General features: G+C 40.6%; 24 protein-coding genes, 2 pseudogenes and 1 riboswitch. Of the genes and pseudogenes, 9 read left to right on the top strand and 17 right to left on the bottom strand.

Annotated elements, in window-relative coordinates:
* Positions 1 to 96 precede the first annotated feature (96 nt).
* From I6N95_RS23810 to I6N95_RS23800, 3 genes are all read left to right on the top strand, one after another.
* Positions 97 to 1,680 (top strand): ABC transporter permease subunit, encoded by a 1,584-nt coding sequence (locus tag I6N95_RS23810; protein WP_209532108.1) that lies wholly within the window; start codon positions 97 to 99, stop codon positions 1,678 to 1,680.
* A gap of 2 nt (positions 1,681 to 1,682) precedes the next feature.
* Positions 1,683 to 2,423 (top strand): amino acid ABC transporter ATP-binding protein, encoded by a 741-nt coding sequence (locus tag I6N95_RS23805; RefSeq protein ID WP_283809017.1) that lies wholly within the window; start codon positions 1,683 to 1,685, stop codon positions 2,421 to 2,423.
* 252 nt (positions 2,424 to 2,675) lie between these two features.
* Complete coding sequence (locus I6N95_RS23800) at positions 2,676 to 2,858, top strand: hypothetical protein (RefSeq protein ID WP_209532106.1); 183 nt, start codon at positions 2,676 to 2,678, stop codon at positions 2,856 to 2,858.
* A 52-nt stretch (positions 2,859 to 2,910) separates the two neighbouring features.
* Here I6N95_RS23800 and I6N95_RS23795 read toward each other — a convergent pair whose 3' ends face one another.
* The 4 genes from I6N95_RS23795 to I6N95_RS23780 form a co-directional block, all read right to left on the bottom strand.
* Positions 2,911 to 3,537, bottom strand: a complete 627-nt coding sequence (locus I6N95_RS23795; protein ID WP_209532104.1) for a 50S ribosomal protein L25/general stress protein Ctc — start codon at positions 3,535 to 3,537, stop codon at positions 2,911 to 2,913.
* 523 nt (positions 3,538 to 4,060) lie between these two features.
* Positions 4,061 to 4,603 carry a TIGR01440 family protein gene (locus I6N95_RS23790; RefSeq protein WP_209532186.1) on the bottom strand — a complete coding sequence of 181 codons (543 nt, stop codon included), beginning with the start codon at positions 4,601 to 4,603 and terminating at the stop codon, positions 4,061 to 4,063.
* A gap of 59 nt (positions 4,604 to 4,662) precedes the next feature.
* Positions 4,663 to 5,445, bottom strand: a complete 783-nt coding sequence (locus I6N95_RS23785) for an alpha/beta hydrolase (protein WP_209532102.1) — start codon at positions 5,443 to 5,445, stop codon at positions 4,663 to 4,665.
* A gap of 24 nt (positions 5,446 to 5,469) precedes the next feature.
* A complete protein-coding gene (locus I6N95_RS23780; RefSeq protein WP_209532100.1) occupies positions 5,470 to 6,258 on the bottom strand; it encodes a putative ABC transporter permease in 789 nt (262 codons plus the stop codon).
* A 429-nt stretch (positions 6,259 to 6,687) separates the two neighbouring features.
* Here I6N95_RS23780 and I6N95_RS23775 point away from each other — a divergent pair, with 429 nt between their 5' ends.
* Positions 6,688 to 8,412, top strand: coding sequence for an ABC transporter ATP-binding protein (locus I6N95_RS23775; RefSeq protein WP_209532098.1), 1,725 nt, complete (start codon positions 6,688 to 6,690; stop codon positions 8,410 to 8,412).
* A complete protein-coding gene (locus I6N95_RS23770; RefSeq protein ID WP_209532096.1) occupies positions 8,413 to 10,170 on the top strand; it encodes an ABC transporter ATP-binding protein in 1,758 nt (585 codons plus the stop codon). It abuts the gene before it with no gap.
* 46 nt (positions 10,171 to 10,216) lie between these two features.
* Here the strand turns inward: I6N95_RS23770 and thiT are convergent, their stop codons facing one another.
* On the bottom strand, positions 10,217 to 10,807 hold the full coding sequence (gene thiT, locus I6N95_RS23765) for an energy-coupled thiamine transporter ThiT (protein WP_209532094.1): 591 nt from the start codon (positions 10,805 to 10,807) through the stop codon (positions 10,217 to 10,219).
* Positions 10,808 to 10,874: 67 nt separating this feature from the next.
* Positions 10,875 to 10,978, bottom strand: a riboswitch (TPP riboswitch).
* Positions 10,979 to 11,247: 269 nt separating this feature from the next.
* Complete coding sequence (lepB, locus tag I6N95_RS23760; RefSeq protein WP_347340601.1) at positions 11,248 to 11,706, bottom strand: signal peptidase I; 459 nt, start codon at positions 11,704 to 11,706, stop codon at positions 11,248 to 11,250.
* Positions 11,707 to 11,922: 216 nt separating this feature from the next.
* On the opposite strand from lepB, the gene I6N95_RS23755 reads away from it, so the two are divergent.
* Positions 11,923 to 12,456: a GNAT family N-acetyltransferase gene (locus I6N95_RS23755; protein ID WP_209532092.1), complete on the top strand. Its 534-nt coding sequence runs from the start codon at positions 11,923 to 11,925 to the stop codon at positions 12,454 to 12,456.
* A gap of 369 nt (positions 12,457 to 12,825) precedes the next feature.
* On the opposite strand, the gene I6N95_RS23750 is transcribed toward I6N95_RS23755, so the two are convergent.
* The 7 genes and pseudogenes from I6N95_RS23750 to I6N95_RS23720 form a co-directional block, all read right to left on the bottom strand.
* The gene (locus I6N95_RS23750) at positions 12,826 to 13,986 is read right to left on the bottom strand and encodes a hypothetical protein (RefSeq protein ID WP_209532090.1); all 1,161 of its coding nucleotides are present in this window, start codon (positions 13,984 to 13,986) and stop codon (positions 12,826 to 12,828) included.
* A gap of 248 nt (positions 13,987 to 14,234) precedes the next feature.
* Positions 14,235 to 14,711, bottom strand: a complete 477-nt coding sequence (locus I6N95_RS23745) for a nucleoside deaminase (RefSeq protein WP_209532088.1) — start codon at positions 14,709 to 14,711, stop codon at positions 14,235 to 14,237.
* 150 nt (positions 14,712 to 14,861) lie between these two features.
* Positions 14,862 to 15,149: pseudogene (locus I6N95_RS27255) on the bottom strand (DUF6157 family protein).
* Positions 15,150 to 15,246: 97 nt separating this feature from the next.
* The gene (locus tag I6N95_RS23735) at positions 15,247 to 16,317 is read right to left on the bottom strand and encodes a BtaManbiosPhlase (RefSeq protein WP_209532084.1); all 1,071 of its coding nucleotides are present in this window, start codon (positions 16,315 to 16,317) and stop codon (positions 15,247 to 15,249) included.
* A gap of 91 nt (positions 16,318 to 16,408) precedes the next feature.
* Positions 16,409 to 17,245 (bottom strand): carbohydrate ABC transporter permease, encoded by an 837-nt coding sequence (locus I6N95_RS23730; protein ID WP_209532082.1) that lies wholly within the window; start codon positions 17,243 to 17,245, stop codon positions 16,409 to 16,411.
* Complete coding sequence (locus tag I6N95_RS23725) at positions 17,232 to 18,110, bottom strand: carbohydrate ABC transporter permease (RefSeq protein ID WP_209532080.1); 879 nt, start codon at positions 18,108 to 18,110, stop codon at positions 17,232 to 17,234. The genes I6N95_RS23730 and I6N95_RS23725 overlap by 14 nt, the downstream gene beginning before the upstream one ends.
* Complete coding sequence (locus tag I6N95_RS23720; RefSeq protein WP_209532079.1) at positions 18,110 to 19,429, bottom strand: ABC transporter substrate-binding protein; 1,320 nt, start codon at positions 19,427 to 19,429, stop codon at positions 18,110 to 18,112. The genes I6N95_RS23725 and I6N95_RS23720 overlap by 1 nt, the downstream gene beginning before the upstream one ends.
* A gap of 340 nt (positions 19,430 to 19,769) precedes the next feature.
* Between I6N95_RS23720 and I6N95_RS23715 the strand changes: the two genes are divergently transcribed.
* Together I6N95_RS23715 and I6N95_RS27870 are read left to right on the top strand one after the other, a co-directional pair.
* A complete protein-coding gene (locus I6N95_RS23715) occupies positions 19,770 to 20,750 on the top strand; it encodes a LacI family DNA-binding transcriptional regulator (RefSeq protein ID WP_347340600.1) in 981 nt (326 codons plus the stop codon).
* Between the two features lie 92 nt (positions 20,751 to 20,842).
* Positions 20,843 to 21,639 (top strand): annotated as a pseudogene (locus I6N95_RS27870) (PhzF family phenazine biosynthesis protein); the annotation flags it as partial.
* Between the two features lie 54 nt (positions 21,640 to 21,693).
* Here I6N95_RS27870 and I6N95_RS23705 read toward each other — a convergent pair.
* From I6N95_RS23705 to I6N95_RS23695, 3 genes are read right to left on the bottom strand one after another with little or no spacing between them, the layout of a single operon-like run.
* Positions 21,694 to 22,215, bottom strand: coding sequence for a GNAT family N-acetyltransferase (locus I6N95_RS23705; RefSeq protein ID WP_245249847.1), 522 nt, complete (start codon positions 22,213 to 22,215; stop codon positions 21,694 to 21,696).
* A 24-nt stretch (positions 22,216 to 22,239) separates the two neighbouring features.
* A complete protein-coding gene (locus tag I6N95_RS23700; RefSeq protein WP_209532072.1) occupies positions 22,240 to 23,010 on the bottom strand; it encodes an MBL fold metallo-hydrolase in 771 nt (256 codons plus the stop codon).
* A complete protein-coding gene (locus tag I6N95_RS23695) occupies positions 23,011 to 23,544 on the bottom strand; it encodes a DUF3267 domain-containing protein (protein ID WP_209532070.1) in 534 nt (177 codons plus the stop codon). It lies immediately after the preceding gene.
* 292 nt (positions 23,545 to 23,836) lie between these two features.
* On the opposite strand from I6N95_RS23695, the gene I6N95_RS23690 reads away from it, so the two are divergent.
* Positions 23,837 to 24,751, top strand: coding sequence for a class F sortase (locus I6N95_RS23690; RefSeq protein WP_245249846.1), 915 nt, complete (start codon positions 23,837 to 23,839; stop codon positions 24,749 to 24,751).
* Between the two features lie 142 nt (positions 24,752 to 24,893).
* Here the strand turns inward: I6N95_RS23690 and I6N95_RS23685 are convergent, their stop codons facing one another.
* Positions 24,894 to 25,583, bottom strand: coding sequence for a helix-turn-helix domain-containing protein (locus tag I6N95_RS23685; RefSeq protein ID WP_209532068.1), 690 nt, complete (start codon positions 25,581 to 25,583; stop codon positions 24,894 to 24,896).
* Between the last annotated feature and the right edge of the window lie 5 nt (positions 25,584 to 25,588).

Below are 25,588 nucleotides of genomic sequence, written 5' to 3'. Positions count from 1 at the left end.
ATGAATAAGTCTATTATTGCGACCTCATGAGAAATCATGGGGTCATTTTTGCGTGTTCCGAAACAATCGCAACTTATTCAAATTAGGAGGAAGAAAATGACGATTAGGAAAAGAATTGGGGTTGGGCTAATACTACTTATCGGACTAGTATTTAGCAGTCAGACGGCTAAAGCCGAAGGAACCTTCAGAGTTGGGATGGAAGCTGGCTATGCTCCCTTTAACTGGACCCAAACAGATGATAAAAATGGCGCTGTGCCGATTGAAGGTGCCAAAGAATTTGCTGGTGGTTACGATGTTGAAATCGCCAAATTAATCGCCAATGAACTAGGCAAAGAACTAGTCATTGTCAAAACTGAATGGGATGGGCTAGCACCTGCTCTGACCTCTGGTAAAATCGATGCTGTGATCGCGGGGATGTCCCCCACTGAAGAACGAAAAAAGCAAATTGACTTTACCGATGTTTATTACCAGTCTCACTTGGTGATTTTAGTGAAAAATGGCAGTCCTTTTCAAAATGCCACAAGCCTAAATGATTTTGAAGGTGCCAAAATCACAGCCCAATTAAATACGTTCCACTACTCAGTAATCGACCAAATTCCTGGTGTCAGCAAACAAACGGCCATGGATAATTTCCCAGCCATGCGTGTCGCCTTGGAGTCGGAAAAAATTGATGGCTATGTCACGGAGAAACCCGAAGCCTTAACGGCTGAAAAAGCCAATCCTAACTTTAAAATGGTGGAGTTTTCTCAAGAAAATGGCTTTCAAACCGCACCTGAAGACACTGCTATTGCCATCGGCTTACAAAAAGGCAGCCCACTGTTAGCAGAAATAAACAGCATTTTAGCCGATATTTCTGTCGAAAAACAAGATGAAATCATGAAAAGTGTCATTGCTAAACAAGCAGACAACGAAACCGATGAGATTTGGATTTTCAAAATCATCAAAGAAAACGGCATGATGTTCTTGCGTGGCGCTGGCATGACTCTCTTTATTTCACTAATTGGAACAGTGATTGGGACGGCCATTGGCATGGCCATTGGGATTTTCCGTACGATTCCAGTTCCCGATAATAAAGCCAAAAAATTCGGTTTAGGCTTCCTCAACAAGTTCTTTTCCGTTTATATCGAAATTTTCCGCGGCACGCCAATGATCGTGCAAGCGATGGTCATCTATTACGGCAGCTCCCAAGCATTTGGCCTGGATTTAAACCCAACCTTTGCCGCCCTTTTTATCGTCTCGATTAACACTGGGGCTTACATGACAGAAATTGTCCGTGGGGGCATTTACTCTGTGGACAAAGGTCAGTTTGAAGCTGCTCAAGCGATTGGCATGACTCATTTCCAAACCATGAAAAATGTGGTTGTTCCCCAAGTTATTCGCAATATTTTACCTGCAACGGGAAATGAATTTGTAATTAACATCAAAGATACATCCGTGTTGAATGTTATCGCCGTCAGCGAGTTGTACTTCCAAGGAAAATCAGTGGCTGGCAGCAACTACCGCTTCTTCGATACCTTTTTTGTTGTCTGTGTGATTTACTTTATTATGACCTTCACTGTTACGCAAATCTTGCGCTACTTAGAACGTCGCCTTGACGGGCCTGATGATTACGCGCCTTATGCCAATCAAATGCAGGTCAAGACTATCAAAACAGATGAACGAACAAGAGGAGGGATTTAACCATGACGAAAATGATTGATATTCAACACTTAAATAAATGGTATGGTCAAAACGAAGTCCTAAAAGATGTAAGCTTGTCTGTGGATAAAGGCGAAGTTGTTACGATTATCGGCTCTTCTGGTTCAGGGAAATCAACACTCTTACGTTGTATCAACTTATTGGAACAGCCAACAAAAGGAGCCATTATTTTTAACGGTCAGGATATTTTAGCAAGTAACTACAACTTGCCTGAATACCGAACCCACTTAGGCATGGTCTTTCAGCAGTTCAATCTCTTCGATAATCACGACGTCCTAAGTAACTGTGTCGTCGGTCAAGTTAAAGTTCTCAAACGTTCTCCAGCAGAAGCCGAAAGAATCGCTGTTGAAAACTTGCAAAAAGTCGGCATGGGTGATTTTTGTCACGCCAAGCCTAAGCAATTATCTGGCGGTCAAAAACAACGGGTTGCCATTGCTAGAGCACTTTCCATGAATCCTGACTGTCTATTGTTCGATGAGCCGACATCGGCTCTCGATCCAGAAATGGTTGGAGAAGTTCTAAAAATCATGCGAGAGTTAGCTGAAACAGGACTAACAATGGTGGTCGTCACTCATGAAATGGGCTTTGCTCGAGATGTTTCTGACCGAGTCATTTTTATGGATAAAGGGGTTATCGCTGAATCTGGCACTCCTGAACACATTTTTAATCACCCAACAGAGGAGCGAACGAAACAATTTCTTGAGCGAGTTTTAGCAGAGAACTAAGGGTTTTCCCCAATTTAAAAAGCTGTGAATAACTTTTACACAAAGTTATCCACAGTTTTTTTATGACTTCCACTCAAATTTTAAGTCTTTTACACATAACCAACAGAGTTATCCACAGAAAAAGTGGATAACTTTTTCATTTCTGGGGATAACTCTGACTTTTCCCCAATTTTAGTTAACAGGCAGAATAGTTGTTGCCAACTAATAAAAGAGCTTTAATTAGGAGGTACGTTTGCTATTAAGGAGGTTACCATGGAATTAAAACGATTCATACAATTATTTCTCGTCTATACCCTCTCTATATTTATCCCACTTTTACTGATTAGCTGGTTAAATATCACCCGTTTTCTCTCAATGTTAATGGTATTAGTTTTAGTGGGCTATTTTGTAATGACCGTCCCCTTAACGATGATGACCTTGAAGAAAAAGAAGTAAATAAAAAACCCACAACAGAGCTAACTCGCATGTTGTGGGTTTAAATTTACATTTATTCGGCGTCTTTTTCACCAATAACTTCTGGTTGAGCAACAGGCGCACTTGTTTCATCTGTTTCAGGCTCTTCATGGACTTGAGCTTCCTCAACAACTGCCACTTGCTCTTCAGCATCTGTGATAATTGTATAGTCCGGATTAACTGGAATATCAGCAATCGTAATGGCATCGCCAATATCCATGCCTTCCACATCAATTTCAATTCGATCTGGTAATTTATCTGGCGTTGCAGATACAATAACTGTGTATAGGTTTTGTCCAATCACCCCACCAGCTTTAACCCCTTTAGGAGTCCCTACTAAGGTTAACTCGGCTTCGACTTCTGTTTCTTCGTTCATGTCTACCGCTAAGAATTCGACGTGTACCCAATCGCGGTTAAATGTGTCTAATTGTTGATCATACAGCAATGTTGGCACTTTTTTACCACCAATTTCCAATGTGTAAACGGCATTTTGACCATTCTCTTTCAAAATACGCGTTAACTCTTTGCCATCTACTGAGATAGCTGTGTTTTCGACTTTGTTGCCATAAACTACACCTGGAACCTGTCCTTCTGCACGTAATTTCTTACGTAATGATCTTGGTCTAATTGCTCTTTCTGCTACTTTCAATACGACTGCCATAAATATTCTTCCTCCTTAAGATATTATCCAAAAATAAGCTCGTTTTAGGTCTAGGATAGGAGATAAATCCTCAATCAATTTTCACTTAATCCCACACTAGCTCTAAACATTAAATCTTTTTTTGCCACTTCTTGAGAAACGAACTCCACTTATAATTATAGACAATCCCTCTTAATTATAAAGAATACCTTTGGCTGGACAAGCCATCGTGATTCGCTAATAAAGTAATGCTGAGATTGCTTAAACAACTAATTTATTGTGATAAAGTAGCTGTTTGCTCATCGCAAGAGTTTTTCTGGCACTTAGCAATACCATCCAAAACCTCGCACTATAATATAAGCTTATGTATTAACCATACTAGGAATAACTGATTAAGTCAAATATAGCGTGATATTATCAATAGAAACCGTTATTTTATTGATAATTTAATCTTTTATTTACTTTATTCATCTTTTCTTCACAAAAAACACGCTATTTCATCACGATTATTTTCGTGATTCCCACAGCGTGTCCGTTTATTCGATTATGCATATTTACTTCGACTACCACCAATTAATTTCGGCCGTGATCCCAGAGCTGTTACATGTGCTTTACCAAGTAGCCTTTGTTTCGGTCGTATGGGAATCGCCACGTGCTTTATGTGCATGCCAATTGCCGTATCACCCACATCAATTCCCACATTGGCCACAATGAACTCCACTTCCACTGGATCTTCAAAGCGCTCAAAAGCCGCCACCGAACATGCCCCACCGGCGTCTAGCGTCGGTAAGACTGACACAATTTCCAGTCCCTTTTCCAGCGCTAGTTCACGTTCTACCACCAAGGCACGGTTTAAATGCTCACAGCCTTGGACCGCCAAATAAATACCACGTTTCTGCAGAACATCTACTAAAACTTTAATGATCACGACGCCAACTTCCTGACTGGAATTTTGGCCAATGACTCCACCCATCACTTCACTGCTACTACAACCCAAAACAAAAATGTCCCCTACCTGACTATCCGCCTGGGTGATGACATCGATTGCCAAGGCTTCCGTCTCAGCTCTTAAAACAGATAAATCAATACTCATTTTGTCCACCTCCTTCTATGCGTTCTTCACCACAATTAGTATGTTCCAAAGATCTAAGGCAATAACCAGTTCAACACGACTTGGATTTGCTCATCCCAATGGACCCAGCTATGATCTCCTTCAGTAAAACTAGCCGTTACCTCTAACCCTAGTTTTTCCAAATGCTTTAAGGCACGCTGATTTTGTCCAAAAAGAAAATCCTGCTCGCCACACCACATAAACAATCGTGGGATTGGTCGATCACTTTTGACTAATTCACTGCTGACATGAAGTAAATCATTAGCCGATCCTTTCAACTCCTCCAAGGAACCAAAAATTCCTGACCAAAAGGGTGTTTCTTCCCCCATTTCACCGGGAATAAAGGCTGTCGCAATATCCAATGCACCTGAAAGAGAAGCCGCTGCCCCAAAGGTTTCCGATTTCCCCAAGCCTAATTTAAATGCACCATAACCACCCATAGAGAGCCCAGCAACAAAGGTTTCTTCTCTTTTGCTAGACATTCGCGGGAAAAATTCACGACAAATTTGCGGCAACTCTTCTGAAATATGTTGCCAGTATTTTAAGCCATAAGCTGTATCAGTATACCAACCTAAATGAGTCGTCGGCATTACAACGGCAATTCCCAGTTCACTAACATAACGCTCAATAGCCGTACGACGCAACCAAATACTATGGTCATCACTCATGCCGTGAAGTAAATATAAAGTAGGATATACTTGATATTTAGCCGATCCAGTCATGCCAATTTGCGTGCTCGTTTGCTGAGGAATGATCACATTCATGGTCATGTTCATCCCTAACACGTTTGAAAAATAACTAACTTCCATTAATGCCATTTACCTATACCTCCATCAACTCCATTATTTTTTCGGGCGCAACTCTTTTAACGCCGCTCGCACTTCTTCCAAATTTACAACCTCTTTCATCTTCAAATTACTAAAACTTCCTAAAATTCGTCGATGGTTAAAATTAATTTTCGGCAACTTTGCCAATTCGCTTCGCTTTTCACGCAATCGACTAAAAAGCTCAGAACGACTCACTTCCAGTTTTTCTTTCTTTTCCTCAAGTTCTGTTACCACCCGAACTTTTAACTCCGCTTTACTGGATTCCAAAGCAACTGACCAGGCAGCCATGGCTTTGCGAAAGGCTAGCATATTTGTCACGGTATAAATCAAATCAACGGCCATTAAAATCATAACAATCACTGGTAAGATACTGCCAAATGTCCGTTCTAAAAATTGGGACAGTATTAAGACTTGAGGATTGACCACTTTCACAATCAAAACACAAGCCAATCCCCAAAACAAGGACACAGGTACAGCAACTCGACCATTGATATTTAAAGGAACATCGTGATAATCCCACCACGTGGCATGAAATAATTTCTCTAGCACATAGCTTGTCAAATACTCTAAAACTGTTACCAAAACAGCAGAAAAGACATAGAGAACAGCCACATTATTTTGATAGGGTTCCACAAAATACAAGACACTGACCACACCAAAGCCGTATATCGGACAATAGGGTCCTATTAAAAATCCGCGGTAAACAAATTTCTTTGCCTTAATGGAACAATAAACCGTCTCCCATAACCAGCCAATAACTGAATAAATAAAAAATAATAACACTACTCGATTAACAATCGACACTCTCTCACGCTCCTCTTTCTTATAGTTCCTCTCACTCTTTGGCTTAAGAACTAAGAACTTCGTAAATTCTTTAAAAACTGACGGGCTCGAAACGTTAGGATGGTAACCTGTCGTTCTCCCCATTAAAACGCTAGCTGTCATTCTTTGGCTTTAACGACGTTGTTCTTTATTTTTTTAAACAACGAGGGACCTTAGGAATGGCACATAATCTAAAAAATTAGGCCTCTCCTTTCATTTTATTCCATTGTACCAAAACAAACGGAGACTGTCGTGAATAATTACGCAAGCCTAAGAAACAGCTGACCAGTTCTCAGCCCTTTAAAAATAACTGACTTCGTGTATAATAATCAACATATAACCTTTTTCATGAAAATTTATTGACATTATTGTCAGTAGTTAATTGCATCACCAACTGTTGGGAGGATTTTAATGGTTTCATTACTTAAGTACACCAAGAAATACCGCAAGGAAGTAATCCTTGGACCGATTTTCAAATTTTTAGAAGCGGTTTTTGAGTTATTATTGCCCATATATATGGCTCGTCTAATTGATAATGGGATTGCTAAAAACGACCCTAATTATGTGATTAAAACAGCTGCGACAATGATTATCATGTCGGTGATCGGCTTAATCTGCGTCATGATCTGTCAATATTACGCCTCGATTGCCTCACAAGGGTTTGGTACTGAGCTGCGGAACCAATTGATGAAAAAAATCAACACGTTATCTCATAAAGAACTGAATGATTTTGGGACTGCGACGTTGATTACCCGCATGACCAGCGACATCAATCAGCTTCAGCTAGCATTAGCGATGTTAATTAGGTTGGTGATTCGAGCGCCATTTTTAAGTATCGGCTCTGTCGTTATGGCTTTCTATATCAATCCTAAAATGGCCTTGGTCTTTGTTTTTTCTCTACCCGTTTTTTGTTTGATTCTCTTTTTTATGATGAAAAAGACAGTGCCTCTCTATAAAAAAGTCCAAGAAAAACTGGATCACCTTAATCAGGTTATTCAAGAAAATTTAAGTGGGGTTCGAGTGATTCGAGCTTTTGCACAAAAGGATAAAGAACGTCATAAAATGGCGGACACAAGCGACGATTTAGCCAAAGCTTATACGCGAGTGGCAAATATCTCGGCTTTACTCAATCCTGCCACCACCTTTATTATGAACGTTTCAATTGTTGCCTTATTGTATTTCGGTGGCATTAATGTCAATACTGGCGCCATGGGTCAAGGAGAAGTTCTGGCTCTGATTAATTATCTGATTCAAATGCTGTTGGCCTTAATTGTCGTTTCCAACTTAGTGGTGATTTTCACTCGTGCCTCTGCTTCTGCTGGTCGTGTTAACGAGGTCTTTCATACGAATGTCAGCATTCATGATCAAGGGCAATTAGCACTTGCTCCAAGCTCGCTTAATCGACTAAACTTCCAAGACGTTAGCTTCCGCTACAGTGACAAAAGTGGTCTGGCTCTCGAAAATATCAGCTTTTCCTTGGAAAAAGGTGAGATGCTGGGGATTATCGGACCGACGGGAAGTGGTAAAAGCACTTTAACCCAACTGATTCCCCGATTTTACGATGTCTCTACAGGCAGTGTTAACGTTTTGGGTCATAATGTTAAAAACTACGGGCTAGATGACTTACGCAATAAAATTGGAGTCGTTCCCCAGACTAGCGTGCTCTTCACTGGTACGATTCGCGACAATTTACAGTGGGGGAAACCTGATGCCACCGATGAAGACTGTTGGCAGGCCTTACGAACATCACAATCTTATGAGTTTGTCAAAGACTTAACGGAACAACTGGATACCCCTGTTATGGAAAGTGGCAAAAACTTTTCAGGTGGTCAGCGTCAACGATTAACGATTGCTCGAGCTCTCATTAAAAAGCCCGCCTTTTTAATTTTAGACGATTCCTTAAGTGCCCTAGATTATCAGACAGATTTGGAATTGCGCCAAGCCCTTCAGCGGGATTTAACTGATACCAGTCTAATTATTGTGTCTCAGCGAGTCAGTTCTGTTCAACAGGCAGCTAAAATTTTAGTGCTGGAAGACGGCAAACAAGTCGGCCTTGGTACTCATGATCACTTAATGGCACATTCTGATGTTTACCAAGAAATTGTGGCGTCACAGCAAGAAAAGGAGGAGGCCTAAATGCGAAATAAACACATAAATCCATCTCCTTTTAAACGCTTCTTGCCTTACTTAAGCGTATATAAACTTGAAATTAGCGGGGCTCTTTTATTAGGGATTAGTGGCGGCACTGCCACTGTCGTCATGACTTACTTTACGGGGAAAGGAATCGATACCATGCTCGGCAAAGGGCAGGTTGATTTTACCACTCTAACGCGGATCTTACTTTTATTAGCTGGAATTTTGATCGTCGCCACGGTCTCACAATGGCTGGTTCAATTACTGGGCAACCGCATGTCTTACAAAGCCGTTGCTGAATTGCGAAAAGACACCTTTAATCACTTAAATACGTTGCCGATTAATTATTATGATCAAACGGCTCACGGGAACATCATCAGTCGATTTACCAATGATTTGGACTTTGTTTCCGAAGCCTGTGTGGCTATTTTCAACACGCTTTTTTCTGGCATGACGATCGTTGTCATCTCCTTATTGTCGATGTTGTTTCTCAGCCCTGTTTTGACCGTCGTGGTTTTAGTGGCAACGCCTTTAATTTTTTTGGTTACTTGGGTTGTTGCTCACACCAGTCAAAAGCGTTTCTCTGAACAGCAACGGATTGTCGGTGAGATTTCCGGCTTCGTTAATGAAGTAATTGGCAATCAAAAGATCGTCAAAGCCTTCCAACATGAGCAAGAATCTCAGGACACCTTTGAAAGCTTAAACGATCGCCTGTTGATTGTCGGTCAAAAAGCCCAATTTGCCTCTTCTTTGACTAACCCATTAAGCCGTTTTATTGACCACTTAGCTTATGTCTTCATCGGCTTAGTTGGTGGCTTGATTGCCTTAAAAGGAACGGGGAATCTCAGCGTGGGAATGATTTCCAGCTTTACGATTTATTCCAGTCAATTTTCAAAACCATTTATTGAACTATCAGGGATTACCACTCAAATTCAAACGGCCTTGGCAGGTTTAGAACGAACCTTTAATATCATTGATGAAACCCCTGAAGCGGCTGATCGCCCTGACGCTATCGTCTTAAATCAAGCTAAAGGAGCTATCCGTTTTAAAAATGTGGCCTTTTCCTATGTTCCTGATAAACCTCTGATTCACGGGCTCAATCTGGATGTCAAACCAGGGGAAACAGTGGCGATTGTTGGGAAAACCGGTGCCGGAAAATCAACTTTAGTCAACTTGCTAATGCGTTTCTATGACATTAATGAAGGGGCCATCGAAATTGATGGCCACGCCATCACAGCTTACACCCGTGATTCGTTGCGTCAAGCCTTTGGGATGGTCTTACAAGACACTTGGCTCTTTGATGGTTCCATCCGTGAGAACCTGACCTTTGGACGACCTGATGCCAAAGAGGACGAGATTATTGCCGCCACAAAGTCGGCTAATATTCATTCCTTCATCAAAAAATTACCACAAGGCTATAACACGGTAATTGGCAGTGCTGGAATTAAGATTTCAGAAGGACAACGTCAACTGTTGACCATTGCCCGCACGATGATTTCCGAACCGCCGATGTTGATTCTCGACGAAGCCACTAGCTCCGTTGATACGCTGACAGAACAAACGATTCAAGCGGCTTTCTTAAAAATGATGACCGGTAAAACCAGTTTCGTTATCGCCCATCGTTTATCAACCATTCGTGAAGCCGATACGATTCTCGTGATGGATAATGGGCAAATTGTCGAAATTGGCAGTCACGATGACTTGCTGAAAAAAGAGGATGGCTTCTATCGTAAACTCCATGATTCACAATTTTCTGAGTAACAAAAGACCTTTCCCTCAAAACCAGGGAAAGGTCTTTTCTTTGTAATTATTTTTCTTGATTAACTGGTGAAATTTTCTCATCAGCTAAGTACAACTGTGGGAACTTGCTAGCAATTCCTACTGCAACAAGCGCTGTTACAACCGCGGTTGCCAACCCACTAGCACCATTCATCACTAATGAGAAAACAAAAGGACTCATTCCACCAAATGCATAAGCACCCCAGAATACTACCCCAGCCACAAAGTGCCAGAAATAGCGGGCAAGACTGCCAACGAAGGTTGCTGCCACAATATAGCCCAACAAGTTGCGTTGATTCCCCTCTTTTACGGATTGGGCTATTTTACCATGATAAAGACCCGCAAACCCAGCAAACGTAAAGGCCAGTAAATACTCAATCAACACCTGACTCACACTTAAGAAATAGACTTGTCCTGTCAAAAAATGCAGCAACCCCCAAATCAGACCTGCGTAGATTCCTGGTAACGTGCCACGACGCATGGCGTAAATCGTCAAGGGAATCATGCCTAGAGATACTGAAAAACTAGTACCAATCCCCGTGGGGATCAGCGATAAGACAATTGCCAAGGCTGCGACAACTGCTCCTTCAATCCAAACTAATAAACGTTTTGACGTCATAAAAAAAACTCCTCCTTTTTTTGTATAGAACAAAAGCCATACATCAAAGGAGGAGCAGAATAGTTAGATTCCACTCCATCACAATCCCTACGTAAGTATCAACTCAATCAGGTTCGAAGGGTCCAAGCTTGCGCTTAATCTCAGCCTTTTCAGGCACCCCTTTGTGATGGTAAGTTCTATTTAGTTGTGTAATATCACTATTACTTTCACAGCATAACAAGGTTTACTTGTTATGTCAAAGGATTTGAATTGTTGGTATTAGTTTGATGCTTATGGCTGTTCGTCTGATTTTTAATCTATTTTCATCATTCATCCTATGTCATGATCCCCCTTACCAAAACACGTTAACCCTGTCTAATTATCATTATCCACAATCATATTCAACTCATATCCATTTTATACATTGGGCTAGCTTCCCATCATACTTTTGAATGGTTACATCACCATTCAATCGCATGAGCAATGCCGATAATACTAGACTTAGGAACACAGCCAATAATTCTGCTGTCGGTTGAATTATTCCGATTATCACCTAAAACAAAATAGTGATCTTCTGGTACGATTACACTGTACTCTTCAGCTGACGCTTCTAGAATATAATCCTCAATCAGTTTCTGACCATTAACCCTCATATCACCCTTATGATACTCAATTACATCCCCCGGTAAACCTATAACACGTTTAATGTATACCTTACCTTCATCTGGCGCATGAAATGTCACAATATCCAATCGATTGATTTTTTCCATTTTTAACTGGTACATATACTGCTTATCACTTAAGGTTGGGGCCATCGAACTCCCTGAGACTTTCACAGGTGATATCACAAATAAATTAATTAAGATAACAACCATTACGATTGCCAATGTTGCACCGTATTCTTTTATTATTTTTTTCACTAAGCTTTCCTCCTGACATAATAACTAATTTTATCACATTTACCCCACCAATAAACAAACGGTTTCATTTTCCTATGGTACAATAAGGATAGCTAAAAACAAGAGGAGTGATTCGAATGTCTAAACAATTAATAGACCAAATACACACACTAGTCGATGGAGGGTTTGAGGTCTAAAATAAAAAGGATCGACTAAATCATACTTAGGAGATTTTTTATGACAAGCATTTATTTAAAAGAAATTAAAGAACAAAATTTACAGCATGTATGGGAGATTAGTTATGGTCCCTCTGCAGATTTAACATGGAAAGAGTACGACGGACCATATTTCGAAGACCCGATTTTAAGCTGGGAAGAGTTCTCTACCGGTTTTGGCAAGGATTCCATTGATAATCCACACCGAAAATTGATTATGGTTGACAATCAAACTGTCGGTATGGTCACCGCTTATTGGGAAGACGGGCAGCTTAAGCAATGGCTTGAAATTGGCATCTTAATTTACGACTCTCACAACTGGGGGAAAGGGCTTGGGCATGTTGCCTTGTCTCTTTGGATCAAAGAGTTATTTCAACAACATCCCGCTTTACCACATATTGGTTTTACTACTTGGTCTGGAAATATAGGCATGCAAAAAATTGGTGAAAAGAGCGGCATGACCAAAGAAGGGGTGATTCGTCAAGTTCGATTTTGGCATAACACCTATTACGATTCGGTTAAATACGGCATCTTGCGTGATGAAGTCATGAACTGAATCTAATTTAGTCCTTCTAGAAACACACTGTAATAGCCGTAATATCACTTAACTTCAGAACGAGAAAATCCAGCTAGAAGACAATCAGTGTCTTTTAGCTGTTTTTTTTCGTCATATATCATCAGATCTCGGTCGCATTTAATCAAACGAAAAGCCAAAGTTTTCTTAGACGAGTTATCTGCAAAAATTGAAAGACCTAGGACAACAGGCATCAAAACATTTTATTCAAAAATACTGTCGGCTGACTCTTAACAAATACAAAATGTCATTAACTATTCCTTAACACTACTTTTCTGTTGAAGAGCAAAATATAAAAAGAGGTGATAAACTTAAGCCTAAAGTTTATCACCTCTTTGATTTTTGGGCATATCAATCCGTTGTTAGGCTGCTCCGCTCAAGAATATAAGGACGCGCCGTACCTGTCGCTTCCGGATTTGTGGTTCCACTATAAAAAATCCACTGCTCCTTTTCATAGTAACTGAACACATATCTCAATGACTGCTCCTCATTTAAAAAAGTGAGGTTTTCATGAGGCTCTAGCTCCAAGGTTAACCTGTCGGCTTCACCTAACGGCCCTTCACTGGTTTGTGTGACATAAACATCCACAGCATTTATATCATCCGTCGCCCGGACACGTAAATATGCTGGGTAATCATCTTCTACCGACTGCCAATCACCTAACATTTTTTTTATGGTCATCTTGTCGTTGTCATTTCGGACTAGCTCAATCGGCGCCAAATCTCCGCCAGTAATCCTTTCCCCTTCCTTTTGTTCGATCTTATAACTTGGTAAGATGGTTAACCCTTTATCGGTTACCACCATCTGATAAAGAGATTTTTTATCAGATACCTCATGAGTGTATACCATCTGATCTTTTGTTGACTTAATTTCCAATAACAACGTATCAAGATACAGATAACCACCTTTTTGATCAATTTGAATAAGCCCTTCTGCTCCAGACCATTCACCCGTCACACTAGCAACCAATTGCCAGTCTGTAATTACCAAGGGATCGTCAAAAAAAAGTGAGTCTTTAAATTGCGATAGCTTTCCTTCGCTAACCTCTTTGTTCAGCTGTAAAGCAAAAAAGCGGTCATTGTTTGAATAAAAAACAGGCGCCACATCATTCGTATTTACCCCTAAATCATCAAAATGGACAAGGTTACTCCCTTTGTCAATCATCTCTGCCATGTCAAAAAAAGAATTAAATTCCACCAATAAACCGCCTTTCATATCGTTAGAAAAGCTATTTTGAATCCCACCCTGTTCTTTTTCAACATCGAAAGCTCTGATTTTTTTGGCTTTCGCATATAAGTCGCGGTATCCTTCCTCAATATCCCTTAAAGCCAACTCACGCTCACTTGTAATCAGCCCATCCTTTTTCCACGATTCTAACAAACTCTCTCGATAATCCTCATTGCTAATGGTTTCTGTTGATTCAGATGTATCAGTGCTCACGACTTTACGACTGCATCCAACTAATAAAACCAACATGACAAGTCCTACCAACCATACACACGTTTTTTTCATCAGATTCCTCCTTTTTTGAACAACCTATTAACCTAATAATTTTTTTCTTTACATTCTAATGAAATTCCGTAAAACGATTGAAGCACTACGGGATGCCCAAAAATGGCTGCCATGAGAGATCCATCAATCTCACCCTAAGCCACTGCCATCAAATTCATGGCAGTGGCTTTTGCTGCCCATAATCAACTCTCTCATCTTTGACCTTGACTATTAATTTCCCAAATCAGCTTACTCTTTCTTGATGATCTTTATCCCCAATACCCTTGATGAACTGCGGCAATCGCCAATTCAAGTTCCGGAAAAGGCCCAATCACCGTCACCTCTTTCTGGCCTCGTGCCAGAACCTCACGACATGGTAAATCGAAGGTTGGATTTTGGTCATCGTCACCTGTTAAAGCCAATAAACGTTTTTCGGTCATGCCATAAACAATTGTCCCTACATTGGACCAATAAATGGCTCCTGTACACATGGCACAAGGTTCCGCTGTCGTATAAAGAAGACAGGAAGCCAGTTCTTCTTTACTGTACAAGTGTGAGGCTCGTTGAACCAAGGTGGTTTCAGCATGTCCCGTACAGACTTTTTCGGTAATTTCAATGTTCTCCTGTTCCAAAATTATCTCCCCATGCTGATTCACCAATAACGCGCCAAAAGGTGTATTTCCATGATCTCGGGCTTGTTGAGAAAGCTCGATGCAACGTGTTAAATAAGTCTCATGTGATGTCATTATATGCCCCTCTTTCTCTCTTTATACTCACTATACAAAAAATCGGGCAACACGCATGCCTTTTTCAATGTGTTCCTTTTGAGACAGCTGCTGGTAATCAGGCGTCTCCCTTCCATAGATCATTAGCTTGCCTTCTTTATCGTAATGAATTCACCAGCCATAGGTTTTGACTAATGGTGAGGTCTGTAAACAAGCATTAGGTTTTGCAAAAAACTGCTGCCACTCTGCCTGACGGTGTGCTTCATCAGAGAACACTAACCTCTGCTTATTTACATGACAAGCAAAATCAAGGTCTGCTTATGTATACGTATAAGGAACCCCACTAATCATCTCAAATTGCAGTTGCACGATGGTGAGTGTCACTTTAGTTGGTGGCACCAACCCTTTTTCGGCCTTTGTGTCCTCTGAGACTACAATAAATGTGTTGGGATAGCTCATTAGTCAGTCCCCTTTTGAGTTATTATATCAAAAAAACAGGATAGGACAAAAAGTCCCACCCATATTTTTTAACGATTATCTGCTATAAGTTATCTGCTTACCTGTTACTCTCTGCTTCAAGCTGAGCCAGAATATCTGAAATTTTGATTTCGCAGCCAGCCATAGAGGTATCGGCAACACCATAATACATAATCAAAGTATCCCCTTCAAGAATGCCACCACAACCAAATACCACATCGCCAAAGAAACCTTTTTTCTCATAATCCTCCTCTGGTTCCATAATCGGCGTTTCGGTTCGAGCCAATACGATTGTTGGATCATCTATATCCAGGAGAACAGCTCCCATACAGTAACGATGCTCTGCCGTTGCCCCATGGTAAATTTCCAACCATCCTTTAGCGGTTTTGATGGGGACTAGGCCACCGCCTATTCGACCACTGTCCCACTTCTCTGGGCGAACGCCTAATAAGTGATGGTGGTTACCCCATGCTTCGATATCTGGTGAGGAGGCGATCCAAATATCGTAGTTACCGATACTTTTTAAAGACGGGCGATGAAGAGCGTAGTATTTCCCATTGATCTTTTCTGGGAAAAGCAACACATCTTTATTTTCAGGAGCGAAAATATTTCCTTTATCTTGATAGGTAACAAAGTCTTTCGTCACAACTAGAGAATCACAGACCCCCATTTCAGAGACAGAACTAAAATTAATGTAATAATCATCGCCTATTTGAGTACAGCGAGCATCTTCTACCCCATAGGTTTGGTAACGATTTGAAGGATAAAGAAAGGCTTGATCATCAATCGTAAAGGTATGACCATCCTGACTTCGGGCAATTCGGATATAGGATAAAGAGGTTAAGAAAGAAAAACCATCCATTTTATCCTTAGACCGAATCATTCGTGGGTCTTCAAAATCATAGGTCTTATCACTGCGATTAAAACGGTGAATCACTATCTTTTCAGTCTGGCAGTCATAGACAGGTGCCTTAATTACTTGGGAATCCTTACTAACAGGACGTTCAGCCACCCGCAATAGCAAGATAGTCTCATTCTTATATTTGGCAACACCCGCATTAAATGCGCCAATCACCTCAAATCCCTCATGTAACGGCGGTACATCTATGGGGGTTATCAGCGGATTTTCTTTGTAACGGTATATAGTCATTTAAGTTCCTGCTCTCTAAAATTTTATAAGCCAGCCATAAAATTGGCTTACTAGCTACATCATCTAACATACACAACCCAATAAATAGGTGTTATTTCAAGGTAAATTGCATACCCTTTTGGAATTGTTTTGAAAAAAGTAAAAATAAAACAATTAAAGGTAAGGTTAACACCACCGAGGCGGCATACATCGGACCTGGATACGTGGCATAGGGGCCAAACATTTGAGAAATTAAGACATTTAATGTGACGGTCTCATCACTCTTCGAAACAATCATGTCCCACAAAAGATTAGTCCAGCGATCCGTGTATAAAAAGAGGAAAATCACTGTCGTAATTGAGCGTGACATTGGCAAAACGATTTTAAATAAAATCGTTAAATCATTTGCCCCATCTAATTTTGCGGCCTCAATTAACGTATCGGGGATGGCTTTAAAAAAGTTCGTGTACATAAAGATCGCCCAAAGACTGAGAGCGGTTGGAATAATCATCCCTGCATAAGAATCCAACAACCCAACTTTTGTCACCATTAAAAATTGCGGAATCAATAAGATAATCGCCGGGAAAAACATTTGAAAAAGAATAACATTATTAACCATTTTTTTGCCTTTAAATTCAATTTTCGCAAGGGCATAGGCCACCATTAAAGCAAAACCCAACATCAGAAAAGTGGCAATGGTTGCCACAATAATCGTGTTGATAAAGGCACCTAACCATGGGGCATTGGCTGAAGTCGACGAATCGCCAAACAACCACGTCCATGAACGCAAACTAAAGGATGAGGGAATAATTTGACGATCAACCTGATCCCAGTCAGCAAAAGAATGCATCACCAGATAAATAAACGGAAAAATCATGATTAACATTACGGCAGTCGTGAGACCATAACGTAAAACAAGACTCTTTTTACTCAGTTTATGACCAACCATTTCGTTCCCCCCATTTCTCTAACATCGTTCGAATCACACCAATCGAAGCAAACGTCACCACCGCAGCCATTAAAGCAATCGCCGACGCATAACCCGATTTTAAATTGACAAAGGCTTGATTGTAAATCTCCATTTGCCAGGTATTAGTAGCAAAATTAGGTCCTCCTCCTGTTAACTGATAAACTTCAGTAAAGATACCAAAACTAATCCCCACTGCCAAAACAGTGACGGTGAAAAAGGCAGGATAAAGCATCGGAAAGGTTATCTTCCAAAAAGTTGTCCATTTTGAAGCTCCATCAATGGCGGCCGCTTCATAGATTTCCTGATTAATACTGGCTAGACCCGATATTAAAATTAGGCCGTAATAACCTGACATTTTCCAAGCAATCATTAAGGAAACAATAAAAATTGAGGTCGCAGGATTACCTAACCAATCAATGTTCATTCCCCACTGCTCTCGCAGGAAGGTGTTCAACGGACCGTTATAGGATAAAAGACCTTTGACAATCAAAGAAGTCACTACTCCACTCGACAAATAAGGCAGGAAAAAGGCCACCATATAAAGCCCCTTTAACTTAGGCAAGCTATTGACCAATAAGGCAATCATCATGGACATTGCTAAAGCTAAGGGCACAAATACTAATAAAAACTTATACGTCACCACAAAGGCCGCTTGAATGGCGGGGTTCTTAAAGGCCGCAATAAAATTATCCGGCCCCACAAAATTAATCCTGGGAGAGATCATATTCCAGTCAGTCACAGCCAACCAAACTGACCAGAATAAAGGCAATAGGAAAAAAATCAACGTAAAAATGAGATAAGGACTGGTAAATAACCAGCCCAATTTATTGTTTTGCTTCTTCATTAAGGAAGCACTCCTTCAATCGCTTTTTTACCCTCACTCCAAGCTTTTGCCGGTGCTTTTTCCCCACGAATGACAGGTACCCACGTCTGTTCGCCAAATGTTTGCTGGATGTCATTGTACAATTCATTATCCATGGCTGGAACTGCGTATGGCACGTTCTCTGCGTAAGCAGCCATCTCCGGATGAGCCTCAAAATACTCTTTAAAAGCAGCATTTTCTGTTGCATCGTCACGAGCAGGAATTAAACTTGTCACTTCAAGGAACTTCGCATCGTGAGTCTCATCTCCGTAAACAAATTTCAGGAACTTCATCGCTGCTGCTTGTTCTTTTTCGCCAGCTTGGGCATACATGACAATCCCTTTGGCATCCGCATAGGTAGAAACCGTTTCAGCCGCTTTTAATCGATCGGGAACGACAGGCGTTGCAATGGTATAACTTTCCCCATAAGTCAGCTCTGGATACTTTTCCGCCCAGTTCGGGAAGGTCCATGGGCCTAAATCAGCCATCAAACTAATACTATTTTCAAAGGGATCCGTTGATTCACCCGTCAACAATAAGTCTTCTTTTTGCAACTTACTGACTAGCGTTAACACATCTTCGACTGCCTGATCATCGGCCGATACCTTGTTAGCCTCAACAAAACTACTACCTTCACTAGCACCATTGTACAATGGGAAGAAATCAAACCAGCGCATCCACGCCGTTGGGTCCGCTAAATCTTTTTTGGCCCACATCACTTTATCTGGATGTTTGTCTTTTAACTTTTTGCCGACTTCCAACAACTCAGAATAGGTTTTCGGTGGCTCATTGTAACCTAACTCCTTCAGTAATTCTAAATTCCATGCAAATAGAATCGGGTTAGAATAAACCGGGAGAACAAATTGTTCGCCATCTGAAAACTGCCAACTGTCAATTGTTTTGGTCATGTTTCGTCCTTTAACAATATCATCAAATCCTTTTTGCTCATCAATCGGTAAGATTGCCTCACTGGCAGCTAACTGCGCCGCAAAACTTCGGTTGATATTTTCAGATAATGTCGGTGCCGTCTTTGAAGCAATCGCCGACTGAATCGTTGCTTCAGATGATGGACTCTCCTTCATTTGAGAGACTTCCACCACAATATCTGACTGACTTTTACCAAATTCAGTTGCCATTTCTTCCCAATACTTTAATTGAGTAGGATTAGGTGCTGCCCAAAAAGTTACTTTTGTTTTACCATCGGTATCGGTATTAGTTTCTTTTTTAGTGCCGCAACCAGTTAGTAGCGCTCCACACAACAACGCTGTTGACAAACCAATTAGCCATTTCATTCGTTTCATATTCTTGACCCTCCTATTTAAGTAAACGGTTTCTATCTTACACCCAAAATTTTAGCACCTGCCATTACGATTGTCAACAATATAATTAATTATTAATTATGATTACAAATAATTACAAAACAGATTAGAGATTTTATATCACAAAAAATCAGAGAACCAGTGATTAACGATGTTTTTTTTGATGCTATTTCACTTAATTAAACGATCTAGACCTTTCATTACAGGTAGTTTGTCATTTTTTTGTAATGTTAAATACCTAATTTCCAGACTTTCCGGCTTGTGTTCTCTGGTATCTTTACATTACAATGGGAGTTATAATGACTGACAAAAATTACATGAGGTGAATCCATTGGCTAAAGTAACGATGCAAGATATCGCAGATCACTTAGGCATTTCCAAAAATTCAGTATCCCAAGCCTTACGAAATAAAAAAGGTGTCAGTGACGCCACTAAAAAAGAGGTAATAGCAGCTGCTGCATCACTGGGCTATCATTATGAAGAACGGGCGACCAAGCAACACTTTATTTTGTTTGCTACCGAGTTCGCCCTGTCACAAACCAGTTTTTTCGGGGAGATTGTTAAAAGTATCCAAGATAAATGCAGTGACCTGAATGGGCAATTAACTATTCAGGAAATACGGCAGGAACATATTGAAACACTGACGATTCCCGTCGACCTGGCTCTTTATGACGGGATTATCGTCCTTTCACACAGCGACAACCGTTACATCAAAAAATTGATTGACAGTCAGTTACCAACCGTCATCGTTGATCATCACGACCCATTGCTAGCAGCCGATGCCATTTTGACGAAAAATACAGACGGGGTCTTTTCCGCTGTTGCCCTGTTGCATGAACATCAGTACCAGACAATCGGTTTTATCGGTGACATTACCTTTTCACCTAGCTATTTAGAGCGTTACCGTGGCTTCAAACGTGCTCTCGAACATTTTTCATTGCCCTTTGCTTCAGAGTTTATCATTACCGAAATTGAGGAGAGCCAAGGCGCTTTATTTACAAAGTTAAATCAACTAAAAACCCAACCAGATGCTTGGTTTTGTGCCAACTCAGGGCTCGCCTTCATGCTGAATTCCTATCTCCAATCCAAAGGTCTAATCATCCCTAAGGATATTGCGATTATTTGTTTTGACAATACGGAATTCACTCGCATGTCACAGCCAAAAATCACCAATGTAGCCACTGATTTAACCTTCATGGGGGAACTAGCAGTCGACACTTTACTAGACAGAACCGCCTATCCATCGGCACCTTTTGTCCATAAACAAATTGTTCCTAGCATGACGCTTTACGACTCGATTTAATCCATTATTTAATTAAAAAGGGGGAGCCTATGACAACTTTATACGAAGTTCGCAGTTTTACTTATAACGGCCATGGTGGCGACCTTGCTGGTGTAAGATTGTTGGCGCCAGAGGAAGAGCTGTCAACTGCGGAGATGCAAATGATAGCCGCTGACTTAGGCTATTCAGAAACGGCCTTTGTCAAAAGAACAAATGAAAGAAAGTTCCACTTACGCTATTTTACACCATTAGCCGAAGTCTCTTTATGTGGTCATGCCACAATTGCTGCCTTCAGCCTCTTAAAACAACTGGCAAAACTGGCAGCTGGCACGCTGATGATCGAAACCTTAGCAGGTAATTTAGGCGTTACGATTTCTCAAGACAACATGGTCTTTATGGAACAAACTATGCCGATTTTTTTAACGACCAACCAAACAACCAACAAGTTGCCAACTCGTTAGGGTTAGTTGTGACAGATTTCGCTAACGACTATCCGTTAAAAATTGTCTCGACAGGCTTAAAGGATTTAATAATCCCTCTTAAGAACAGCGAGTTACTGGAGAAAATCAGACCAGATTTCAAAGCGATTAGCAAAATATCTGAAGAACTAGATATTATCGGCTATCATGTCTTCGCTTTCGAAGACAACCAACGACCTATCAACTGTCGCAACTTCGCCCCTTATGTTGGCATTGATGAAGAATACGCTACAGGTACATCAAATGGCGCCTTGGCTTGCTATTTGTTTCAAGAAACTCAAGCAACCGGCGATACCACTTATGAATTTAAGCAAGGGCGCCTCGCTTTAGACAAAACCGGCCAAATATTTGTTAAAGTGACCGCCACAGAACGCCGTTTAACGCAAGTTTTAGTGGGCGGCAAAGCCGTAATCTCACGGAAATTAAACTAATTAGCCATAAAAAAACGTGAGTCCAGTGATATGACACGAGACTCACGTTCTTGGTTAACTCAAATAAAAATAAATATCCGACTTTTCCTCTTGCGCTGTGTACTGATAGCCCCGAGTGTTTAAGCCACCTATTTCAAATCCAACTTTCAAATAAAATTCACAGGCGTTCAAATTATTATCCTGTCCAATCGTATAAATTCCTTGATAGTTCCGTTCCTTCGCCAAGCGAAAAGCCTCCGCAATCAACTTTTGCCCAACACCTAATCTCCGTGCTAGTTGACTGACTTTCAAATCTGCCAAATACATGTGTTTCATCCAGTCATCTTCCATGATTGCCAAACCCACACAGGTTGATTCCAAGTATGCACCTAAAACAAAACCTTTAGCCGTCAACTTGCCATAATCATAAGTTTCATCTGGAAAAATCATTTCAACCGGCGTCATCAGTTCTTTTCGATAATGCCATTTTTCAGCTACGCGGGAGACAATTAACCTTCCCCGTAATTCAAAAGGCTCATTTGGCAGGAAAATATCTTGTTGGTTACTCTCTGAAATTTTGCGTATATCAATATTCATCTCTATCATCTCCTGGTCTTCTGACTAAAAAAGTAAACGAAAGGCTCTAAACTGATGAAGGCCCGTTCCGTGCCTCACTAAGTCGTTCTCTCTCAGATAGGTAACACTATCTCGTAACTCTTGGGAACTCACCCAGATCTCTAACTGATTATGAGAACCAAAAATTCGCTGAATGCCTGGTAGATTGGCTAATTTTTCCAATGATCTCACCAAGTCTTGAGGGCTAGTTGAAGGATAATTTCCATAAATGGGTGTTTCTGAGCTATACAAACAATCTCCTGGAAAGAGATAACCATTCGTATCAATAAATGAGACATGACCTGGAGAGTGCCCTGGTGTGTGAATCACACAAACCTTTCGCCCACCTAAATCAATCTCCATACTATCTAACAAATGTCCCGTGGGACACCCTTTAAACAACTCAAAACGACTGATATCAAAATCAGCTGGCAATGGTTGGGATAACTCCCTCATTAATTCTTTGCGAACACTGACAGTGTCCCAAACAGGAATCCCCTGCTCCAACCACTCCTGATCTAAAGGATGAACATTACAATTATCAAATTCACCTACCCCGCCAATGTGATCCCAGTGAACGTGGGTTAAGACGACTCTTATAGGTAGATCTGTTAAGCCCTCGACCACGTCTTTAATCGAACCAATTCCCAGTCCCGTATCAATTAGCAGCGCCTCTTTCTGTCCCATTAATAAAAAAGAACGAACCTTTTCCCAATGACCATACTCACTAATTGCGACCGTCTGCTGATCAAGTCGTTCCAGAGTAAACCATTCCATCTACTGACCGCCTTCCGTTTGATAATAAAAACTGATTCCCACTTCAGTATCTTCAACCCATACCTTTTTTGGCTTCTTAGCCAATAAATAAACATAATAGAAATCACCCACACACCCTGCCGTATGGATCGCAAAAAGCTGGTAAGCCACACTCGGATAAACTAATCCGATCGCCAAATATAAAAGAGTCAACCCAATAAATGGCCCTAAGGCAATGATTAAAAACGCCTTTTTAGTATAAAAGGAACCTGGTGACGTAGCATACAGCATACCGTTCTTGTATCCATACTTAACTTTTTGTTGTTTATTAAACAACCAAAAGAACAAGCCATGAATGACTTCGTGTAAAGCAAAGGATAACATCATGACTAAGATAAATATCACAAACCCTAACAACGAAAATTCAAACCTAATTGACACGTCCAACAGCCAATAACTGACAAAAATTCCAATGCATACGGCTAACGACGCCACATTTAACCTCATGATGATTCGAGGATTTTCTAATAAATTAACCTCTTCTGCTAATTTCACCCACTCGCTCCCTTTTGCTCTTCTCTCCACAGTTTAACAGGTTCTTAACTCGATTGAAAATTCTTTAAGAAGCAACACTCGATGCGAACAACATTAAGCAACTGTTTAACAGAACCGATATAGTTGGTAACCTGTATCATCTCTTCTTTTTCTAAAAAATTTCACAAAAAGTTCTAAAAATAACGCTTCACATTTTTTCAAATTTTTATTATTATAGTCTTGTAAAAAATGTGATTGCTATTTTTTGTCGACAAAAAAATGTCACCATTAACTATTTGTGGAGGGATTTACGATGAAAAAAAACATTCTTATTAGCGGTGTATCCTTAGTAATTGTCATGAGCCTTGCCGGAACTTTGTCCTATATCCAAAACAAAGAATTAACAGCCAAGGAAGTCCAAAAAGAAACAGTTATCACTGAAAAAAAAGACAGTGAACCACCTGTCATTAGCGGGCAAAAGGATTGGGTTATCACTCAAGGGGAGTCCATCAATGTTCTTGATGGAGTCACTGCTACTGACAATGTTGATAAGGCCGTCAAGCTAACTGCCAGCGACTTTTCTAACCAGAAAATAGGCTCACACAATGTCATCATTACGGCTGAAGATGCCGCTCACAACAAAACTTCTAAAACAATTGTCGTTCAAGTTAATGCACCTGAAAAAGCAGAAGCCGTTAGTGACGAACAACCCATAATTGACGAGGTTGCAACTGCTGAAGAACCCATTTACGAAGAAGCCGCCGAACAAATCGTCGAAGAACCCCAAGTAGCAACTGTTGCTGAAACAACTTGGGCACCTTATACCATGTATATTGGAGGACTTGCGATTCCCTATCAAAATGCAGGCCAAAGTAGTGGCCAACAAGTGATTGACAGCAATCCCAATATGATTGCCACATGGGGAGGTGCTGCTGTTCAGTCTGGAAATGACGGGGCTAATACGCATTTTATTGGTCATAACCCAGGGATTTTTAATGTGCTCTTCTCACTAAGTACTGGTAGCCAAATAATCGTCACTGACGGCAGTGGCACACCAACTTACTATACGGTTGACCAACTCTTTCAGGTAGATGACTACGCCACTGGCATTGCCGATGGTCAAAGCTACGCTGATGACATCATCGGAACTGGCGGCGGTGAACGAATTACATTACAGACTTGTGTGAACGACGCAGTTAATCTGATCGTGGTAGCTCGCGCAAGTTGAATAAAGTAAATATGAAGGTTGCCTTCAGATAAGCGCAACCTTCATATTTGCTTTTACCTTCTCTCATTCGGCTCAACAGCCTCTTACCAGTTACGTCTTTCCCCTTTTAGCACTGCCCTAAGAACGTTACCTTCCAATCAAACTACTTGCTCTCAACAGATCCCTCATGTCTGGGTATTTCTACGTATTCTTTGTTCATTTTATCCCTAATGATACCTGGAATAGATTCCCAAGAAATAAAAGAAATTCTTCTAACATATAGCCCCTTATGCTGGACCATGGCATAGTTTTGTCCCTCGGGAGACTGACCGCCAGAAAAGCTTAACGTGCTGAATTCGCCAAAAGGGCCATCAATTACGAGCATGTTCTTATAATCATCTGGAAATTGTCGTTCACCCTTTTCAGATTTGATAAGGCTGTATCTTTCCCCATTATTATAGGTCACTTCTTTAGGCAATGTCGTATAACCTATTTTCATCTCCATCAACGGATTAACTCTATCTACCCATTGATTTTTATTTTGATAAAGACTGAGAAACAAAATACTGGTCACTATGACAAATAGAAATAATAATAACCACACTTTATAAACCTTTCTGAGTTTTAAGTTCCTATCAATTGTTTTCACCATCGCCGTATCTCCTTTTATAAATTCATCTAACGAAATATTAAATGTATTACTAAGGCTAACCAACATGGCAATATCGGGATATGAGCGATTATTTTCCCAACTAGAGATCGTTTTATCTGAAACATTGATAATGCTAGCTAACTCTTTTTGAGTCCATTTCCGCTCAGTTCGATATTTTTTCAGTTGTAAACCTAGCTCCATATTAA

It is taken from the genome of Vagococcus allomyrinae, assembly GCF_017829975.1.
GTDB lineage: Bacteria > Bacillota > Bacilli > Lactobacillales > Vagococcaceae > Vagococcus_D > Vagococcus_D allomyrinae.
The sequence above is the reverse complement of the archived record's forward strand: the minus strand, read 5'-3'. Positions and strand labels throughout refer to the sequence as shown.

Bases quoted from the DNA above. Each gene is read 5' to 3' on its own strand.
- I6N95_RS23810 (WP_209532108.1), top strand. From the start codon at position 97: ATGACGATTAGGAAAAGAATTGGGGTTGGGCTAATACTACTTATCGGA.
- I6N95_RS23805 (WP_283809017.1), top strand. From the start codon at position 1,683: ATGACGAAAATGATTGATATTCAACACTTAAATAAATGGTATGGTCAA.
- I6N95_RS23800 (WP_209532106.1), top strand. From the start codon at position 2,676: ATGGAATTAAAACGATTCATACAATTATTTCTCGTCTATACCCTCTCT.
- I6N95_RS23795 (WP_209532104.1), bottom strand. From the start codon at position 3,537: ATGGCAGTCGTATTGAAAGTAGCAGAAAGAGCAATTAGACCAAGATCA.
- I6N95_RS23785 (WP_209532102.1), bottom strand. From the start codon at position 5,445: ATGGCATTAATGGAAGTTAGTTATTTTTCAAACGTGTTAGGGATGAAC.
- I6N95_RS23775 (WP_209532098.1), top strand. From the start codon at position 6,688: ATGGTTTCATTACTTAAGTACACCAAGAAATACCGCAAGGAAGTAATC.
- I6N95_RS23770 (WP_209532096.1), top strand. From the start codon at position 8,413: ATGCGAAATAAACACATAAATCCATCTCCTTTTAAACGCTTCTTGCCT.
- thiT (WP_209532094.1), bottom strand. From the start codon at position 10,807: ATGACGTCAAAACGTTTATTAGTTTGGATTGAAGGAGCAGTTGTCGCA.
- I6N95_RS23755 (WP_209532092.1), top strand. From the start codon at position 11,923: ATGACAAGCATTTATTTAAAAGAAATTAAAGAACAAAATTTACAGCAT.
- I6N95_RS23750 (WP_209532090.1), bottom strand. From the start codon at position 13,986: ATGAAAAAAACGTGTGTATGGTTGGTAGGACTTGTCATGTTGGTTTTA.
- I6N95_RS23745 (WP_209532088.1), bottom strand. From the start codon at position 14,711: ATGACATCACATGAGACTTATTTAACACGTTGCATCGAGCTTTCTCAA.
- I6N95_RS23735 (WP_209532084.1), bottom strand. From the start codon at position 16,317: ATGACTATATACCGTTACAAAGAAAATCCGCTGATAACCCCCATAGAT.
- I6N95_RS23730 (WP_209532082.1), bottom strand. From the start codon at position 17,245: ATGGTTGGTCATAAACTGAGTAAAAAGAGTCTTGTTTTACGTTATGGT.
- I6N95_RS23725 (WP_209532080.1), bottom strand. From the start codon at position 18,110: ATGAAGAAGCAAAACAATAAATTGGGCTGGTTATTTACCAGTCCTTAT.
- I6N95_RS23720 (WP_209532079.1), bottom strand. From the start codon at position 19,429: ATGAAACGAATGAAATGGCTAATTGGTTTGTCAACAGCGTTGTTGTGT.
- I6N95_RS23705 (WP_245249847.1), bottom strand. From the start codon at position 22,215: ATGAATATTGATATACGCAAAATTTCAGAGAGTAACCAACAAGATATT.
- I6N95_RS23700 (WP_209532072.1), bottom strand. From the start codon at position 23,010: ATGGAATGGTTTACTCTGGAACGACTTGATCAGCAGACGGTCGCAATT.
- I6N95_RS23690 (WP_245249846.1), top strand. From the start codon at position 23,837: ATGAAAAAAAACATTCTTATTAGCGGTGTATCCTTAGTAATTGTCATG.
- I6N95_RS23685 (WP_209532068.1), bottom strand. From the start codon at position 25,583: ATGGAGCTAGGTTTACAACTGAAAAAATATCGAACTGAGCGGAAATGG.